This window comes from Candidatus Pelagibacter sp. HIMB1593, assembly GCF_052047755.1.
In the GTDB taxonomy this organism is placed as follows: domain Bacteria; phylum Pseudomonadota; class Alphaproteobacteria; order Pelagibacterales; family Pelagibacteraceae; genus Pelagibacter.
This window is the reverse complement of the sequence record NZ_JBNAJK010000001.1, coordinates 539,385-556,860: the sequence shown is the minus strand read 5'-3', so window position 1 is coordinate 556,860 and position 17,476 is coordinate 539,385. Positions and strand designations below refer to the sequence as shown.

Genomic DNA, 17,476 nt, shown 5'->3' with positions numbered 1-17,476 from the left:
TTTTAATCAGATTTTTTAAAGTGATCTTTTGCTTTTACGAACTAGGCGATTGATCTTAAAAATCTTTTATTGATTAAAGAATGAGGAAGATTTTTTTCTTTAATTTCTAAAATTGAAAAATTGTCTTTGTTTTTAAAAACTTTTCTCAACAATTGATTTGTAAGAAAATGACCGCCTTGTGAGCACTCAATACTAGCAATCATCCTATACCCACATGTATATAAATCACCTATACAGTCCAAAATTTTGTGATTTACAAATTCTTTTTTATTTCTTAAACCTTCAGGATTTAAAATTTGTTCATCTTTAACTACTACTGCATTATCTAGACTCCCACCTTTGGCAAGACCATTTTTTTTAATTAATTCTATATCTTCAAACAAACAAAAAGTTCTTGAATTATAAACTTCAGATAAATCATCCTCATATATTTTAAATCTATTTCTTTGGTTTCCAATAATTGGATTTTTATATTTTAATTCAAAATCTATATCTAAACTTAAAGTAGATGGTTTAATGTTAATATAACGATTACCATCTGAATAATTTACTTCTTTATTTATCTTAACTATTTTTATTGGAGAATCTGATATTTCAACTCCAGCTAAAATAATTTTTTCAATGAAGATTTTTGCAGATCCATCTAGTATTGGAACTTCTTCATTATCAATCTCGATTATTGCATTATCTATACCCATTCCAAATAACGCACACATTAAGTGTTCAATGGTTGAAACTTTCGCTCCAAATTCATTTTCAATAGTTGTGTTTAAAGATGTGTTGGTGACATTCATAAAATTTGGATAAACCAAATTATTACTTTTTAAATCCACTCTCTTAAAAACTATACCATTATTGGGAGATGCTGGTTTAATACAAACATTGACATCTAGACCACTATGAAGAGCAATTCCATTAAATGAAATATTTTTTTTTATCGTTTTTTGGGTTAAATAAGACACCTCAATCTTTTAATTTGAATGTTGAATTAATTAAATACAACTATTGTTACGAGAAAAAACAAAATTAACTAAATAATTGAAAAAATTTTTCAAAAAAACCAATTTTTTTTGAGGATTTTGAGGTTATTTGAATTTCATTCTTATTCTTACCATTTTTCAAATTATGTGCCATTTGAGAAATATCTAATTGTTTATCTAAGAAAAAGTCTTTTACATATGCTTTTTCTAAAAAATTATTAACTTGAATTTGGTATTTTTTTAAAATGTTTTCAATTTCAAGTATCAATAAATTTGGTATTGAGATAAGTTTAATTTCTAGACAAATTTCATCATTACTAATTTGATCTTGCAAAGAAGAATAACTTACACCATCAATTATATATTTATCAATAATCATATGTATGAGTTTATATTGATTGTAATTTTCCTTAAATAAATCTTTAACATCTGTAAGCATATTTTCCAAAATTATGTCAGTAATTTCTCCAGTATAATTTTTTTTCTTTATACCTATATTGGAGGTAAGAATTGATTTATTTTCAATTACTATATTTATATTGTTTACAAAATTTCTCGATAATTTTTCAATTTTAAAAATATTGTTTTCTAAAAAATCATTTAAAAGATTAAAATCTAGTTTTTCTGAAACATCTCTAAATTTGAATTCTTCCTGATATATATTTTTATGATTTTTAATATCTAATAAAATAATTTCAAACTTTCCATAAGAAATAATTAAATATGTTTCAAAATCAATTTCTTTATTCATCTAAAATTATAATTTGATTTTTTATTCTAGTATCTACAATTTCTTTATTTTCTAATTTAATATTTTTTAAAAAAATTGATATTTTATCTAAAGTTTCTTTTTCAATCTTCTCAGGTAATTTAATTACTATGCTGTTAGTAAGTTTTAAATCCCATCTTTTTGATTTAAAATAATATAGAGATTTTATTTGTGAATAATCAATATTTGACTGATCAATAATTTTTTTTAATTCTAATACCTCTTTTATCTCTGGATTACCAAATATATACGGGAGTTTTACTCCTGAATTATTATTATCTGATAATTTACCATTAGCTCCAATTAAATAGAATTTTCCATTTTGATTAATCCTAGCAATAAAACTTGTCTTCTTAATATTAATATTAATTGAATGAGGGTATCTTTTAATTACATCGTACTCTTCAACTAATGAATTGGAATCAATTATATTTTGAATTTTTTTTTTATTAATAAAAAATATATTTTTTAAATCTAAATTATTTAAATTATAAAGTATTATTTTTTGATCTTTTTTTTCTAAACCAAAAATATTTACGTTTTTTACTTTTTCTAATTTTAAATTATTTGTTGAATTATTATTAATTGAACCTACTAAAATTAATAAAAAAAAGTAAATTAATATTTTTTTACTTTTTCTTTGATGCATCTTTTAAAATCCATTCAATTAATTTCAAAAAGTTTATTCCCTTATAAGAAGCTATTTCTGGGACGAGAGATAATTTGGTCATACCTGGTTGAGTGTTAATTTCTAATAAATAAAATTTACCATTATTATATTTAAAATCTGAACGTGTAACACCAGAACAACCAATAATCTGATGGGCTTTAAGTGCAATTTTCAATACTTGATTTAAATTTTTATTTGGTAAATCAACAGGTATTATATGTTTAGTTTTTGCATTTGTGCTGTACTTTGCTTGATAATCATAGAAAGCTCTTTTGGGTTTTAATTCAATTGCTCCAAGTTTTTTTTTACCCATAATTGCTACCTGAATTTCTCTTCCCCCAATAAATTCTTCAATCATAATTTTTTTGTAATCTTTTAATGATTTAACTTTTCGTGTTATATTAGATTTGTTACATATAAAAACATTGACACTTGAACCCTCATTTAAAGGTTTTATGACAACAGGAAATTTTAATTTTGACTGAATTTTTTTTATTAAGGTAGATGATTTATAACCATAATTATAAACAAAAAATTTTGGTGTATTAATTTTATTTTTTATAAAAATTTTTTTTGAAATTTCTTTATCCATAGCTAAAGATGAAGCAACAACACCAGAATGGGTATAGGGAATTTTAAATTTCTCTAAAATACTTTGGATATATCCATCCTCACCAAATTGACCATGCAATGCATTAAAAATTACATCAGGTTTAAATTTTTTTATATTAGATGATAAAAATTTATCTGGTTCAGAAATCTGAATTTTATAACCATTTTTTTTCAGCTCTTTGGCAACCTGTTTACCTGTATCAAGACTTATTAATCTCTCCTTTGATATTCCACCTGAAAGTATTAGTATTTTTTTTTTCAATTTATTCTAAAATTTTAATTTCAGTTTCTAACTTTATACCTGTTTTTTCAAAAACATTTTTTGACACATATTCAATCAAACTCTTCATGTCTTTAAATTTAGCATTACCTTTATTTACAAAAAAATTACAGTGTTTTTCTGAAATATATGCATCACCAAAAGAAATATCTAATGGAACAGAATCTTTTATTAGTTCCCAAACCTTTTTTTCAGATTGATCTAAAGGGTTTTTAAAAGTACTTCCGCTGGTTTTAATTCTTGTTGGTTGTGCCTTTTCTTTTTTTTCTTTTAAAAAATTCATTTCATTTTGGATTAATTCTTTTTCTTTCTTAAACCCTTTAAAGGAGGCGCTTAAAAAAATAAGGTCATCAGATAAACCACTATCTCTGTATTTAAAATTTATATCTTTTGCAGGTATAGTTATTACCTGGCCAGATTTAGTAACTGCTTGAATCGAAATTAGAATATCTTTAAATTCTCTATTAAAACAGCCAGCATTCATTTTAATTCCACCGCCAACTGTACCTGGTATACAAGACAAAAATTCAAAACCACCTAAACTATTTTCTAATGCAAATTCTGATAACGACTTATCACTAACAATACTTCCTGCAATAATTATATCATCTGACAGAACTGATAAATTATTAAAATTATTTGCAAGCTTGATTACTACACCGTCATATTTGTCGTCAGTTATTAATGTGTTAGATCCTCCACCTAAGACAAAGATATTTTCTTTATTTTCTATAATTTTTAAAAATTTGATTAAATCTTTTAAATTATCTGCTTTAAAATAAATTTTAGCTTTACCACCAATATTAAACCAATTTTTTTTTTTTAAATCACAGTCTACCTTAAGATTTTGACCAAACTCTTCTGACAGTTCTTTCAAATTAGTTTTCATTATAAATATTTGGGTAATTCTCTCATCCAGCTTGAAATTGAACCAGCACCCATACCAATGACAATTTTTTTTCCATAAATATTACTTTTTACATATTTTGCTAATTGCAATTGATCCTCGATCATCAATAATTCAACTTTCGAATTTTTAATAATTTGTTTTGCAAAACTAAGATAACTAAAACCGAGTTTGATTTTTTCACCGGCATTATAAATTGGAAATAAAATTACTTTATCAGCATCTCTAAAAGCATAACTAAACTCTTTTTTTAAATCTTTTACTCTTGATATTCTATGGGGTTGAAAAATACATATCTTTTCATAACCTTTATATACTTTCATTACCCCGTTAAGTACTTCTCTTATCTCAGTTGGATGATGTGCATAGTCATCAAAAAAATCAACATTATTAAAAGAAAAAATCTTATTAAATCTTCTTTGAACACCTTTAAAATTTTTAAGTCCTTTTTTTATATCAAATATTGATATTCCAACAGTCAACGATACTGCAAGAGCCGCAACTGCATTTTTAATATTATGATTTCCTAAAAGGGGAACTATTATATTTTTTAAGAAACGATTTTTTTTATTTGGTAATTTTATTAATAAATCAAATTTTGAAAATTCTTTATATTGATTTATATTTTTTATAGAAAAGTTTGATTTAGAATCTTCACCGTATGTATAAAAATTTTTCTTTTTAATATTTTTAATTAAATTTTTATTATTCTTATCATCTAAACAGATAAATGATTTTCCAAAAGATGGAACCTTCTCAACAAAATCAATAAAATATTTATTTAATTTTTTCATCGAATTATAAAAATCCATGTGCTCTCTATCAATGTTAGTTATGATAGAGTAAGTTGGGGGAATAAATATAAAGCTACCATCAGACTCATCTGCCTCCAAAATAGACCAATCACTTTTACCTAATTTTGCTGTATTATTGATTGAATTTATAACTCCTCCATTAATAATCGTCGGGTCTATTTTTGTATTTTGAAAAATTGATGCAATTAAAGAAGTAGTTGTTGTTTTGCCGTGAGATCCGGCAACTACAATATTTTTAGAAAGAGACACGATGTTTGCTAGCATTTCGCCTCTTTTGTATATTGGTAGACCTTTTGATTTTGCTTCAATTAATTCTGGGTTATTTTGTTTAATTGCTGAAGAAACAACCAAAATTGTAGCCTTACTTATATTCTGTTTTTTATGTCCAACGTAAACTTTGATTTTTTCTTTTCTAATCCTATTAATATTTTTATTATTTGAGATATCACTTCCTTGAACTTTAAAACCTTTTCTTTTCATAATCATTGAAAGGCCACTCATTCCTATCCCGCCTATACCAACAAAATGAATAACCTCTGATTTAGCTAATTCAATTTTCATTTAAAATTCCCAATAAATTTTGATTAACATTATTCCAAGTATTTTGATAATTTAATTTTTTTAGATTTTCTTTTTTTGCGACATAATCTTTGTCTTTCTTTAATATTTTTAACAATAATTCTTCAAATTTCTTTTTATCAAACTTTTTTTGATCAATTATCCAGCAACAATCTTTATCATAATAATATTTAGCATTTTCATATTGATGATTATCCTTAGAACTAGGAAGTGGTATGGCTATAAAAGGAACATTCATTAATGACATTTCAGCTAAGCTTGAAGCGCCTGACCTTGATATACATAAATCAGACTGCTTCATAAGTTCATTTAAATTTTGATCAAAACTAAAAACATTGCTTTCTATATTATTAATTTTATAAAAATTTTTTAAATAGTTTATGTTTTTTTCGCTAGTTTGATGAATTACATTAATTAAGCAAGATTTTGAGACACTCAAAATTGATTCATTAATAAGTGTATCAAAAATTTTAGCTCCTTGACTACCTCCAATAATCATAATGGTAAATAAATTTACATCTTTTTTATATAAATTTGCTTCATAATATTTTTTTCTTATAAAAGGTTTAGAAATTTTTTTCTGATTCTCAAATTTTTTTGGATAATTTTTTAAGTTTTTTGAATAACAAATTAATTTTTTAGAAAAATTTAAAAAAAATTTATTTGCTCTTCCTAAAACCATATTTGGTTCAATTAAAAAAATTTTAATATTTAGAATTTTTGCTGCTAAACATAAAGGTAAGGACATGTACCCACCCGTTGAAATTAAGTAAGAAATTTTTTCTTTTTTTAATATTTTTAGAGAATTAATTGTTAATATTAAGACTTTAAATAATTTAAAAGGAAAAAGTATTAAGCTATTAAACTTTGGTGTATCTATTAAAATAGACCCATAATCATTTTTTTTTAAATATTTTAATCCTCTAGAATCCGTTGAGATTATTGTGTCATATTTTTCTTTTAAATGGTCATGAATTGTTATTGCAGGAATTACATGTCCTCCAGAACCTCCAGTGGAAATTAATACTTTTTCTCTCACCTATTATATTTTTCTTTTTGTTAGGTTTAAAATTATACCTGTCAATATTGAGGTACTTACAATTGAAGAGCCGCCATAACTCAAAAAAGGTAATGTCATTCCGGTTGTTGGAAACAATCTTATATTAACTCCAATATGGATTGTGGCCTGCATAAGAATTAAACTTACTGCTCCAATTAGAATAAGTTTATTTTGCTCCTCAGTTTCAAAATTTATTTTTTTAAAAACCATATAAATTAGGACTAAAAACAAAATTAAGATTAAAATTATGGCAATCACACCAAACTCTTCAGAAATTACTGAAATAATATAATCTGTATGCGCTTCTGGTACTCTATTTTTAAGTGTTCCTTCTCCAATCCCTTTTCCAAAAAAACCTCCACTTGTTATTGACTCTATTGCTTTATCTGATTGAAAATTATGAGTACCTGTTTCTTTGTCAAAAAATGAAAAAATTCTAGCTTTAATATAATTAAATTTTGGTATGTAAATAACCATATAAGACAATAAAATTAATCCAATAGAAGAGATTGTGAGCAAAAAATATAAATTAATACCTGAGCAAAATATTAAAACAGCCCATGAAAAAACTACTAATAATGTTTGACCAATGTCTGGCTGAATTATCAGTAGCAAAGAAACTAAAGTCATTAATATTGTTGATGCTAAATATTTGAATAAAATATTGGTTTCATTTTTACATAAAATAATTGCAAGAATTACAATCAAGAAAGGTTTCACTATTTCTATGGGTTGAAATCTTGGTAAAAAAAATAAATCGATCCATCTCCTTGATCCCTTAACTTCTATGCCAATTATAGGTACTAAAAACAAAGAGAGTAATGAAATTAAAAAGAGAATTATTGAAAATTTATACAATTTATCTTGATTTAAAGATGAAAAAATAAAAATAAGAATTACTCCAATAATTACATAAATTAAATGTTTAAAAAAAAAGAAATAGTTGTTGGTATCTAATTTGTCTGAAGCTATGAGTGATGTTGATACTAAAGAGAAAAAAAGTCCAATAGTGAATAGAATGCTAACTAAAAACAATAAAGGTTTGTCAATATTTTTCCACCACTGGTAATAAAATTTATAAATTATGCTATTACTTTGCATATGTTAATTTTTTAACTATTTTATTGAAGTAATTGCCTCTATCTTCAAAATTTTTAAAACTATCAAATGATGCACCGGCAGGACTAAAAAAAATTATATTTTTTTTAATTTCTTGATCTTCTATCTCTAAGAAAATTGCACGTAAGGTTTCTTTTAAAGTTTTATATTTTTTAACCTTTAATTTATCTCTCAAAACTTTGTGAAACTTATTTCGATATGAACCAAAAATGAATGCTTTTATATTTTTACATTTTATTTTAGATAATTTGAACTTATCATTTTTTTTTGGTATTCCTCCCAAAATCCAATAAACATCATTCAAATTATTTAATATATTTTCTGAAGAAGCGAAGCTTGTTGATTTGGAGTCATTTATTATTGTTAAATTTTTTTTATCAAAAATAATTTGTTGTCTATAATCAAGTCCCTTAAAATTATTTATTGTTTGGATTAATCTATTTTTTGAAAGTTTCAATTTAGATGCAATTTCAAAAATAAATGAGAGATTTTCTCTATTACCGTCGGAAGCAAAGTATTTATTGCTAATCTTATCAATTATTTTTTTCAAATTTGAGGTATCAACTTTATAAATTTTTGACTTAAATTTATTTTTTTTAATTTTTTTGGAAATCAATGAATCATTTTTTTTAACGAACGCAAAATTTCCCTTAACTTGGGACTCGATTAATTTAAATTTTGCATTAACGTAATTTTTTAGGTTCTTATGTCTTTCAATGTGATCTGCTGAAATATTTAGAATTAAGCTAAATTTTGATCTAAAAATCTTTGAATAATCTAGCTGATATGACGAAGCTTCAATCACAAAAATCGTTTTTTTTGTTATTTTTTTCTCTGCAAGTGCTGGATTTCCTATGTTCCCAATCAATCGAGCATCTTTTTTTTGATCAATTAAAGCATCATGTAGTATTTTTGCTGTAGTTGATTTTCCGTTAGTACCTGTAATTGTTATGCTCAAATTATCATAAAAAGAATACAAAACATCAAGATCTGTATAAATTTTTTGTAAATTTTTTTTCAAGAACGTTGATAATTTACATTTTGAAATATCTATTCCTGGACTAATAATAATTGCATCAAGACTTATTTTTGAAATTCTACTAAAACTAACTAATTTTTTATTTATTTTTGAATTGTCATCGAAAAGATAAACATCTGCTTTTTTTTTTAAAAATTTATATGAAGATATTCCACTTTTACCTAATCCATATATTAATATTTTTTTTCTTAAAAAAATATTTTTTTTATTTTTCATTATCTTAATTTTAAAGTAGCAAGTCCTATCATTGCTAAAATTATTGAGATAATCCAAAATCTAACAACTACGGTAGATTCGGGCCAACCTTTTTTCTCGAAATGATGGTGTATAGGTGCCATTCTAAAAATTCTTTTTCCTGTAAGCTTAAATGAAATTACCTGAACCATTACGGAGACTGCTTCTAACACGAAAAGACCTCCCGTTATTGCTAAAACAATCTCATGTTTTGTTATAATACCTACTGCTCCTAAAGAACCACCCAAAGATAGAGAGCCTGTGTCTCCCATAAAAATTTTAGCTGGAGGAGCATTAAACCATAAAAATCCTAAGCAAGCTCCGATAATTGCTCCACAAAAAATTGCAACTTCACCTGTTCCTTCAATGTAAGGAATTTGTAAATAATTTGAAAAAACAATATTTCCAGTTACATAGCTTATAAATGCAAAACAAGCTGCCACCAATATTACTGGTACCGTCGCTAAACCATCTAGACCATCTGTAAGATTTACAGCATTAGAAGAACCTATTATTACAAATACAGCAAAGGGTATAAAAAACCATCCAAGATTAATTATTAAATTTTTAAAAAAAGGAAAATATAAATTATTTAAATCTTGATAATCATTCAAATAGACAAACAAACTTACTCCTAATAACGCTAATATAATCTGTGCGATTATTTTAAACTTTGATGAAATACCAGAGGAATTACTTTGCTTAATTTTTTTATAATCGTCGAATGCACCGAGTAATCCAAATGAAATAGCAATGTATAAACAAAATAAAATATTATTATTTGATAAATCTGCCCATAAAACAACTGAAATTATTAGGCCAAGTAAAATAATAATTCCACCCATTGTTGGAGTTCCAATTTTTTTAACTATGTGATCTTCAGGTCCATCATCTCTAATTGGATTAAATATTTTTTGATTTGAAAAAAATTTTATAAAAGGACCTCCAATAAACAAAACTATTACTAATGACGTAAAAAAGGATAAACCAGTTCTGAAAGTTAAATATTTGAAAACGTTTAAAAAACCGAAATTATCAACAAAATTTAATAAAAATTGGTATAGCATTTAATTTAAACCTTTTATTTCATTAACTATCTTATTGAAACCTGTCCCAAGTGAGGCTTTAATCATTAAATAATCATTGTTTTTAATATCATTTCTAATCAAATCATCGATCTGAGAATTGTTACGTAATATTTTACCTTTTTTACTATTTGATATTTTTTTATATATCAAAGAAGCCATTTTTCCTTTTACAAAAACCTTATCAATTTTAGTTTGATTTATTAGTGGAGCAATAGATTCATGAAGTTTTTTGGAATAACTACCAAGCTCCAACATATCTCCAAGCAACAAATACTTTTTAGACTTGTTTGATTTTATTTTATCAAAATTTTTAATAGCAGAACTTAATGATAGTGGATTTGAGTTATAACTTTGATCAATTAAATTTATTTTCTTATTATTTACTTTAATTATTGAATGGTCACCTCTTCCATCAGGAATTCTAAAATTCAAGAAAATATTTTTATTTAAATTAAATATATTTAAATTCACACTAATAACAGCTAATGCAGATAAAATATTATAAATATTGTTTTGATAGTCATTAGAGGTTATAAAATATTTAATTTTATTCATAAATCTAATTTTAATTTTAAAATTTTTTCCAAACGATTTAATATCAATTAACTTAATATCTGCTCTATTACTTTTAATACCAAATGAAATTAATTTAAGATTTTTCTTTTGAGAAATTTGTTTATGAAGTTTAAAAAATTTATCATCTGCATTTAGGATGATAGAACCATTTGATTTGATATTATTTATAATCTCTGATTTTGCTAATGCAATCTGTTTTATATTTTTAAAATTTTTTGCATGGGCATAATTTATATTTGTAATAACCCCAACATTTGGCTCAATTATTTTTGTTAGATAATCAATCTCACCCTTTTTATCCATTCCTGCTTCTAAAACTCCATATTGATCATTTTCTTTAATATTAAGAAGACTTAAAGGAACTCCATATTTATTATTATAAGACTTTGGTGATACACTTGTATTTGAAATTTTTCCCAACACACTTCCCAATAATTCTTTTAATGTAGTCTTCCCACAACTACCTGTGATAGCTATAATGTTAGTGATTATATTTTTTCTGTATACTTTTGAAACATTTGTTAAAAATTTTAAGGTGTTTTTAACTTTTATCTGCCGTTTATCATCTAGATTATTTTGAATTTTATTTACAATTGCTAATGATGCTTTTTTCTTAAATGACTGTGAAACAAATTTATTTCCATCATTTACTTTTCCTTTAATAGCAAAAAAAACATCGTTTTTTCTTACTTCATTAGAATTAATACTCACATTATTTATAGAAATAGACTTTGGTAATTTTTGAGTGTTAGAAAGTTCTTTAATTATATTTATTTTTAATTGATCGGATAAATTTTTGTTTTTTTTATTAATTTCTTTTAGAATTTTAATTCTATCGGAAAATTTGATTTTCTTTTTACCAATTTCCTGTGTGTTTTCGTGCCCTTTTCCTGCAACTAATAAAATATCTCCGCTTTTTAAATTTTTAATAGCCTTAGATATTGCTATTGCTCTATTAGAAATTTCTATAATTTTCTTAGCATTGATGCCCTTTTTAATATCTTTTCTTATATTTGCTGGATTTTCGGAGCGAGGGTTATCATCAGTTAGATAGATATTATCTGCATAAATACTTGCTATTTTACCCATTTTCATTCTTTTGTTTTGGTCTCTATCCCCCCCACAACCAAATAAAAGGTTCAACTTTTTATCAGGAAATTGCTCCTTAATATTTAAAAGACAAACTTTTAAAGCATCAGGAGTGTGTGCATAATCAAGAATAACAATCGAATTATTTTTAATTGTTCCAATTTTTTCTAATCTACCTTCAACTGGTTTTAATTGTGGTAAAACTTTTAAAATATTTTCAAAATTTAAATTACTTTTTTGTGCTGCCATTGTAGCCATCAAAATATTCTTTATTTGAATTTTACCTATTAAATTTAAGTTAATTTCCTTAATTAAATTTTTATGTTTAAATTTGATGAGTTGATTTTCATTATCATATCTATGAGATAATATTTCAAAATTATTTTTCTTTTCATTTATTGCTGATAATTTTAATTTTTTCCTTAAAGAGATTTTCTTGATTGTTTTATATTGAGGTATATTTTTATCTGTAATTATATTCCCTTTTTTTTTTATTAAATTCTCAAATAAATAAAGTTTTGCTTTTAAATAATTTTTTAAATTTTTATGATAATCAAGATGATCTTGAGACAAATTTGTAAAAATTCCAGATTTAAAATTTAACCCATCTAATCTATTTTGTTTTAATCCATGACTAGAAGCTTCCATGATAACATGTTCAACTTTTTCTTTTTTTAATTTGTGTAAGATTTGGCCTAATTTAATTGGATCAATTGTTGTATTAAGCAAATTTAAATTAATATTCTTTGATTTAACTCCTAGTGTTCCAATTGAAGCTACTTTTTTTTTATTTAATTTCATTATTTGAAGATAAAATTCAGCAACTGAAGATTTTCCATTAGTTCCTGTAACAGCTACTAAATTTTTTGGTATTTTGTTGTAAATTTTAAATGAGACTTCTGCTAATAATTTTCTTATATTTTTTGTTCTTATAAACAAAATTCCATTACGAAAATTTTTAATTTTTTGTTCTGTAACAATTATTTTAGAACCTTTGTTTATAGCTTTAGAAATGAACTTATTTCCATCTATACTATTTCCCTTAATTGCAAAGAAAATGTTATTTTTTTTTAGCGATCTAGTATTAAAAGATATGCCTGAAAAAAATAATTTTTTATAATTTTTGTGGATACCATCAAAATAATTTCCAAGTAACATCACTATTTAACCTGTATATATTTTGTGGCTAAAATAGGCCCAATTTTATCAATTACTTTTCCTGCTACCTCTACTGATGTCCACCCAGCTGTATTATAAAGTGTTCCCTTCCATCCACCTTTTCTATGCCTATACTTATAATAATAATCTTTTGATTTTTTAGGTGTATCTAACATCACAACAAATACAAATTGAGGATTTGATGTTGGAAATACCGAACTAAAAGTATTTATTTTTGCCTCTGAATATTTTCCTCCTTCTGGTTGATCAGCTGTGCCTGTTTTGCCTCCAATTTCATAATTTTGAACATCTGCAAATCTAGCAGTACCCTCCTCTGTGTTAACAATTTTTCTCAAAGCATTAACAACTTGTTCTGAAATTCCTTTATTAATAATTCTTTTGTTGTTATTTTTTTTGTTATCTTCCTTAAAAACCAATGTAGGTTTTACATCATAGCCACCATTGGCCAAAATAGCATATCCTTTCGCTAGCTGAAGAATGGTTGTTGCTACTCCATGACCGAAAGAAGCTGTTGCCAATCTACATTTTCCAAAATCATAGTCAATTTGAGGTGCCACTTCTTCAATGTCAAAATTAATCTGTTTCAATACTCCAATATCCTCTAAAAAAGATTTAAATTTTTCTGGACCAACTTTTTGTGCAATTCGTACAGATCCTATGTTTCCAGATCTAACTAAAATTTGCTCAGCAGTTAAATCTGAAGGTATTTCATTATCATATTCTCCAATTCTATATCTGTCACACTTAATTGATTTTGGTAAATCTAAAAATTCTGTATCTGGTTCAATTAATTTTTCATTTAAAGCACTTGCAAAAGTAAAAACCTTAAAAACTGAACCAAGTTCATATGTTCCTTTTGTTACTCTATTAATATAATTTACATCTGATATATTTTTTCTCTCATTTGGATTAAAATCAGGTAACGAAACTAAAGAGAGTATATTGCCATTATTAACATCCATTAAAATTGCTGCACTCCCTTTGCTTTTAAAAATTTCCTGATATTTTAATAATTCTTTTCTAATTAAAAATTGAATGTCTTTATCAACAGTTAATTTAATTGGGTCTCTAGATAATCTGAGATTTTCATTTAACGATTTTTCCAATCCAGAAATACCATTATTGTCATTATCTATTTGTCCTAAAATATGACTAAAAAGATTTTTCTGTGGATACATTCTAAGCACTTTTTCTTCAGGAATAAGAGATTTATCTCCTAACTTCATAATTTGCTCATATTTTTCCTCTGAAATTTTTTTCTCTAAATAAAAAAACTTTTTGTTTTCTATTTTTTTTTCAATTTCATTAAAATCTTTATCTGGAAAAATAATTTTTAGACTTAACAGTAATTTTTCTTTACTAATTATGTCTGAAGTTTTAAGACCAACATCAACAGACTTAACCGTTTTTGCTAAATAATTTCCATTAATATCTAAAATATCTGCTCTATGAAGATCACTACTAAAAGGAAGTGTGTTGCTTGTATTTTCAATTTTTGCCTCACGAGATCCTAAATGAATTAAATGTATTGTGTATATTGAAAAAATAACAAAAAAGACAAAAAAAATAAAAGCAACTCGATTAAATTGGATATTTAATCCAGTATTACTTTTTTTATAAACAAAATCATTTTTGTGATCTTCAATTGTTAATCTTTCTTTAAAATTGCTCATTTTTCCTTAGTTATTTTATAATCCTCTAATTTATTTAGATTTTCTGAAATATTATAAATTTTAATATCTTCTATTTTTTTTTGAACTAATTGATCCTCAAAATATAAGGATTGATATTCTAATAATTTTTCAGCAGAACTTAGATAATCATATTCCAACTGAATATTTTCTAAATCTGATTTTAAAAGTCTTACACTTTCTTTATAAGCAAATATTTTATCTTCAATTTTTTTTGTGGTATTTTTGATGATTGCTGTTGTTAAAACTAAAATTATAATTGTTAATGCTAGTAATAATTTTTTCAAAGTTTATCTCCAAACTTTTCAATTTCTAAAAAATTTTTAAATTTTTCCTCTATATCTGTATCAAAGTTAAAAAAATCACTTTTCTTAATTGCATATCTTAGTTTTGCAGATCTCGAAGGAGGGTTTTCTTTTATCTCAAGATCAGATGGAACAATTGGTTTTTTTTGACTTAAATTAAAAAGAGTTTCTTTTTGTTCTGTTTGAGGTGTGTATCTTGAAATACTTTTATTTTGAGAAAGACTTTTTAAAAAATATTTTACAATTTTATCTTCTAAAGAGTGAAACGTAACGACGGCTAAAACACCTCCCTTTTTTAGTACTTTTGTAGCATTTATCAGTCCATAAATTAATTCGCTTATTTCTTTGTTTACAAAAATTCTAAGAGCTTGAAAAACTTTAGTTGAATTATGAACTTTAAAATTCTTTCTTATTTTTGATTTATCAACAATTTTAATTAAACCCTGTGTATCAATTTTCTTATTTAATCTTTCTTTTATAATATTTTTAGAAATATATTTCGCATCTTTTTCATCTCCAAAGTATTTAAAAATTTTCTCCAACTCTTTTGCATTAAGTTTATTTATAGCATCAGCAGCTGAATAGTTATTTAAACCCAATTGCATATTTAAATCTGTCATTGAGTTGAAAGATAATCCTTTTTTTGGATCTTTCATTTGTGTTAATGAATATCCAAGATCAAAAATAACACCTTTGATATTTTCGTTCTTAATTTTTAAATTAGTTAATTGACTGAATTTTAAATTTTTGAAAACAAATCTATCTTCAAAATCATTTAAAATTGAATTTGCAATTTTTTGACTTTCAATATCCCTATCAAGTCCTATTACCTTTGTATTTTCAAACTCTAGTATTTTTTTTGAATATCCACCTTGACCAAATGTACAGTCTATAAATGTGCCACCATGTTGAGGGGTAATAACGCTAATAATTTCTTTTAGCAGCACAGGATAATGTTTTTGCACATCCGGTACTATGGTGGCTTCCATTTATTTCTTTGAAGACCATTAATTTTTTTGTCTTCTTAGGAAAGCAGGAATTTCAAGATCATCTTCATCTTCTTGATCCTCAGAATTCAACAAATCTGAAGGTGAAGAGTTTTCACTTTCTGAGCTAAATAAATCTGGAGAGTCAGAATCTACGCCAAACTCCTTTAGATCGTTTGATGGTTCTTCTTGAACATTTTCATCATGTTTTTTTTCTTCAAATGTTTCTACTGCTTCTTGAGTAAAAGATTTTTCCATTTCATTTACAGTGCTGTCTTCGACAATGTTTTCTGTTATTACACTGTTTTCTGAAGCGAAATTTTCGTTCATCATATTATTTTCAACGCTTACTTGCTCTTGTTCTTGAACCATTTCATTCTCAACCTTAAGAGCGTTAGCACCATGAGTAATTGGGCTTGATGAATTTGAAAAATTAAATGCAGGAGACCCCATATTTGAAAAATCAGAGTAACCAGGATTACGATTTTGTATTCTATGCACCATATTTACCACTGATTTAGATTCAGGTTGTTGTCCATCTAATGAAGTTGCAACAATTGAAACTCTCATTTTTCCATCTAAGTCAGCATCAGTTATTGCTCCTATAATTAACTCAGCTTCTGGATCAACCTCTGCTCTTACTTTGTTAACTGCTTCATCAACTTCAAAAAGTTTTAAGTCTTTACCACCAGTGATATTTACTAGTAACCCTTTAGCACCCTTTAAAGTATAATCGTCAATTAATGGATTGCTGATTGCCATCTCTGCAGCTTTAAGTGCTCTACCTTCACCTTCAGCTTCTCCAGTTCCCATCATTGCTTTACCCATTGAAGCCATTACAGTTTCAACATCAGCAAAATCAAGATTAATTAACCCAGGTCTTACCATTAAATCTGTAATACTCTGTACTCCATGCATCAAAACATTATTTGAAAGATTAAAAGACTCTTCAAAAGTTGTTTGTTCATTTGCAATTTTAAATAAGTTTTGGTTTGGAATTACAATTATAGTATCCACATGTTTTCTTAATTCTTCCAATCCTTGTTGTGCTCTCCGCATTCTAGAGGGGCCTTCATATAAAAATGGAAGAGTCACAACACCTACAGTTAATATATTTAATTCTTTAGCAGCTCTAGCGATGACATGAGCAGCACCAGTGCCCGTTCCACCACCCATACCAGCTGCAATGAAAACCATATTTGCACCTTGAAGTGTATTTACAATTTCATTTAAAGATTCATCGGCAGCCGCTTGTCCTATATCTAATTTTGCACCTGCACCTAAACCCTTCGTTAAATTTAAACCAATTTGAATTCTAGTTTTTGCTTTGCTTAACTTTAAATCTTGAGCATCTGTATTTACAGCAATAAACTCTACTCCCTGAAGTTTATTATCAATCATTTCATTTATTGCGTTTCCTCCAGCTCCACCTACTCCTAAAACTAAAAGTCGTGGCTGAAGTTCTTTTATCTCTGGTGCTTTAAAGTTAATTGTCATC

15 protein-coding genes are annotated in these 17,476 nt (G+C 25.5%); all 15 read right to left on the bottom strand.

Annotated elements, in window-relative coordinates; all coding sequences use genetic code 11:
• Positions 1 to 41: 41 nt before the first annotated feature.
• Entirely contained in the window at positions 42 to 962 is a 921-nt protein-coding gene (gene lpxC, locus ACTTA0_RS02860; RefSeq protein ID WP_440676010.1) for a UDP-3-O-acyl-N-acetylglucosamine deacetylase, read from the bottom strand.
• 64 nt (positions 963 to 1,026) lie between these two features.
• Complete coding sequence (locus ACTTA0_RS02855; protein WP_440676008.1) at positions 1,027 to 1,731, bottom strand: hypothetical protein; 705 nt, start codon at positions 1,729 to 1,731, stop codon at positions 1,027 to 1,029.
• Positions 1,724 to 2,398 carry a cell division protein FtsQ/DivIB gene (locus ACTTA0_RS02850; RefSeq protein WP_440676007.1) on the bottom strand — a complete coding sequence of 225 codons (675 nt, stop codon included), beginning with the start codon at positions 2,396 to 2,398 and terminating at the stop codon, positions 1,724 to 1,726. Before ACTTA0_RS02850 ends, ACTTA0_RS02855 begins: the two co-directional genes overlap by 8 nt.
• Positions 2,379 to 3,293 carry a D-alanine--D-alanine ligase gene (locus ACTTA0_RS02845; RefSeq protein ID WP_440676005.1) on the bottom strand — a complete coding sequence of 305 codons (915 nt, stop codon included), beginning with the start codon at positions 3,291 to 3,293 and terminating at the stop codon, positions 2,379 to 2,381. The genes ACTTA0_RS02850 and ACTTA0_RS02845 overlap by 20 nt, the downstream gene beginning before the upstream one ends.
• A gap of 1 nt (position 3,294) precedes the next feature.
• Positions 3,295 to 4,200, bottom strand: a complete 906-nt coding sequence (gene murB / locus ACTTA0_RS02840) for a UDP-N-acetylmuramate dehydrogenase (RefSeq protein WP_440676004.1) — start codon at positions 4,198 to 4,200, stop codon at positions 3,295 to 3,297.
• On the bottom strand, positions 4,200 to 5,594 hold the full coding sequence (gene murC, locus ACTTA0_RS02835) for a UDP-N-acetylmuramate--L-alanine ligase (protein WP_440676002.1): 1,395 nt from the start codon (positions 5,592 to 5,594) through the stop codon (positions 4,200 to 4,202). The genes murB and murC overlap by 1 nt, the downstream gene beginning before the upstream one ends.
• Positions 5,584 to 6,651 carry a UDP-N-acetylglucosamine--N-acetylmuramyl-(pentapeptide) pyrophosphoryl-undecaprenol N-acetylglucosamine transferase gene (locus ACTTA0_RS02830; RefSeq protein ID WP_440676001.1) on the bottom strand — a complete coding sequence of 356 codons (1,068 nt, stop codon included), beginning with the start codon at positions 6,649 to 6,651 and terminating at the stop codon, positions 5,584 to 5,586. The genes murC and ACTTA0_RS02830 overlap by 11 nt, the downstream gene beginning before the upstream one ends.
• Positions 6,652 to 6,654: 3 nt before the next feature.
• Positions 6,655 to 7,773 carry an FtsW/RodA/SpoVE family cell cycle protein gene (locus ACTTA0_RS02825; RefSeq protein ID WP_440676000.1) on the bottom strand — a complete coding sequence of 373 codons (1,119 nt, stop codon included), beginning with the start codon at positions 7,771 to 7,773 and terminating at the stop codon, positions 6,655 to 6,657.
• Positions 7,763 to 9,046, bottom strand: coding sequence for a UDP-N-acetylmuramoyl-L-alanine--D-glutamate ligase (murD, locus tag ACTTA0_RS02820; RefSeq protein WP_440675998.1), 1,284 nt, complete (start codon positions 9,044 to 9,046; stop codon positions 7,763 to 7,765). The genes ACTTA0_RS02825 and murD overlap by 11 nt, the downstream gene beginning before the upstream one ends.
• Complete coding sequence (mraY, locus tag ACTTA0_RS02815; RefSeq protein WP_440675996.1) at positions 9,046 to 10,131, bottom strand: phospho-N-acetylmuramoyl-pentapeptide-transferase; 1,086 nt, start codon at positions 10,129 to 10,131, stop codon at positions 9,046 to 9,048. Before mraY ends, murD begins: the two co-directional genes overlap by 1 nt.
• Complete coding sequence (locus ACTTA0_RS02810) at positions 10,132 to 12,975, bottom strand: UDP-N-acetylmuramoyl-L-alanyl-D-glutamate--2,6-diaminopimelate ligase (RefSeq protein WP_440675995.1); 2,844 nt, start codon at positions 12,973 to 12,975, stop codon at positions 10,132 to 10,134.
• 2 nt (positions 12,976 to 12,977) lie between these two features.
• Positions 12,978 to 14,669 carry a peptidoglycan D,D-transpeptidase FtsI family protein gene (locus ACTTA0_RS02805; protein WP_440675994.1) on the bottom strand — a complete coding sequence of 564 codons (1,692 nt, stop codon included), beginning with the start codon at positions 14,667 to 14,669 and terminating at the stop codon, positions 12,978 to 12,980.
• Complete coding sequence (locus ACTTA0_RS02800; RefSeq protein WP_440675993.1) at positions 14,666 to 14,974, bottom strand: cell division protein FtsL; 309 nt, start codon at positions 14,972 to 14,974, stop codon at positions 14,666 to 14,668. Before ACTTA0_RS02800 ends, ACTTA0_RS02805 begins: the two co-directional genes overlap by 4 nt.
• Positions 14,971 to 15,981, bottom strand: coding sequence for a 16S rRNA (cytosine(1402)-N(4))-methyltransferase RsmH (rsmH, locus tag ACTTA0_RS02795; RefSeq protein WP_440675992.1), 1,011 nt, complete (start codon positions 15,979 to 15,981; stop codon positions 14,971 to 14,973). Before rsmH ends, ACTTA0_RS02800 begins: the two co-directional genes overlap by 4 nt.
• 18 nt (positions 15,982 to 15,999) lie before the next feature.
• Complete coding sequence (gene ftsZ, locus ACTTA0_RS02790) at positions 16,000 to 17,475, bottom strand: cell division protein FtsZ (RefSeq protein WP_440675990.1); 1,476 nt, start codon at positions 17,473 to 17,475, stop codon at positions 16,000 to 16,002.
• Position 17,476 lies beyond the last annotated feature (1 nt).

Excerpts from the sequence above, each read along its gene's own strand:
- ACTTA0_RS02855 (WP_440676008.1), bottom strand. The coding sequence starts at position 1,731 with ATGAATAAAGAAATTGATTTTGAAACATATTTAATTATTTCTTATGGA.
- ACTTA0_RS02850 (WP_440676007.1), bottom strand. The coding sequence starts at position 2,398 with ATGCATCAAAGAAAAAGTAAAAAAATATTAATTTACTTTTTTTTATTA.
- murB (WP_440676004.1), bottom strand. The coding sequence starts at position 4,200 with ATGAAAACTAATTTGAAAGAACTGTCAGAAGAGTTTGGTCAAAATCTT.
- murC (WP_440676002.1), bottom strand. The coding sequence starts at position 5,594 with ATGAAAATTGAATTAGCTAAATCAGAGGTTATTCATTTTGTTGGTATA.
- ACTTA0_RS02825 (WP_440676000.1), bottom strand. The coding sequence starts at position 7,773 with ATGCAAAGTAATAGCATAATTTATAAATTTTATTACCAGTGGTGGAAA.
- murD (WP_440675998.1), bottom strand. The coding sequence starts at position 9,046 with ATGAAAAATAAAAAAAATATTTTTTTAAGAAAAAAAATATTAATATAT.
- mraY (WP_440675996.1), bottom strand. The coding sequence starts at position 10,131 with ATGCTATACCAATTTTTATTAAATTTTGTTGATAATTTCGGTTTTTTA.
- ACTTA0_RS02810 (WP_440675995.1), bottom strand. The coding sequence starts at position 12,975 with ATGTTACTTGGAAATTATTTTGATGGTATCCACAAAAATTATAAAAAA.
- ACTTA0_RS02805 (WP_440675994.1), bottom strand. The coding sequence starts at position 14,669 with ATGAGCAATTTTAAAGAAAGATTAACAATTGAAGATCACAAAAATGAT.
- rsmH (WP_440675992.1), bottom strand. The coding sequence starts at position 15,981 with ATGGAAGCCACCATAGTACCGGATGTGCAAAAACATTATCCTGTGCTG.
- ftsZ (WP_440675990.1), bottom strand. The coding sequence starts at position 17,475 with ATGACAATTAACTTTAAAGCACCAGAGATAAAAGAACTTCAGCCACGA.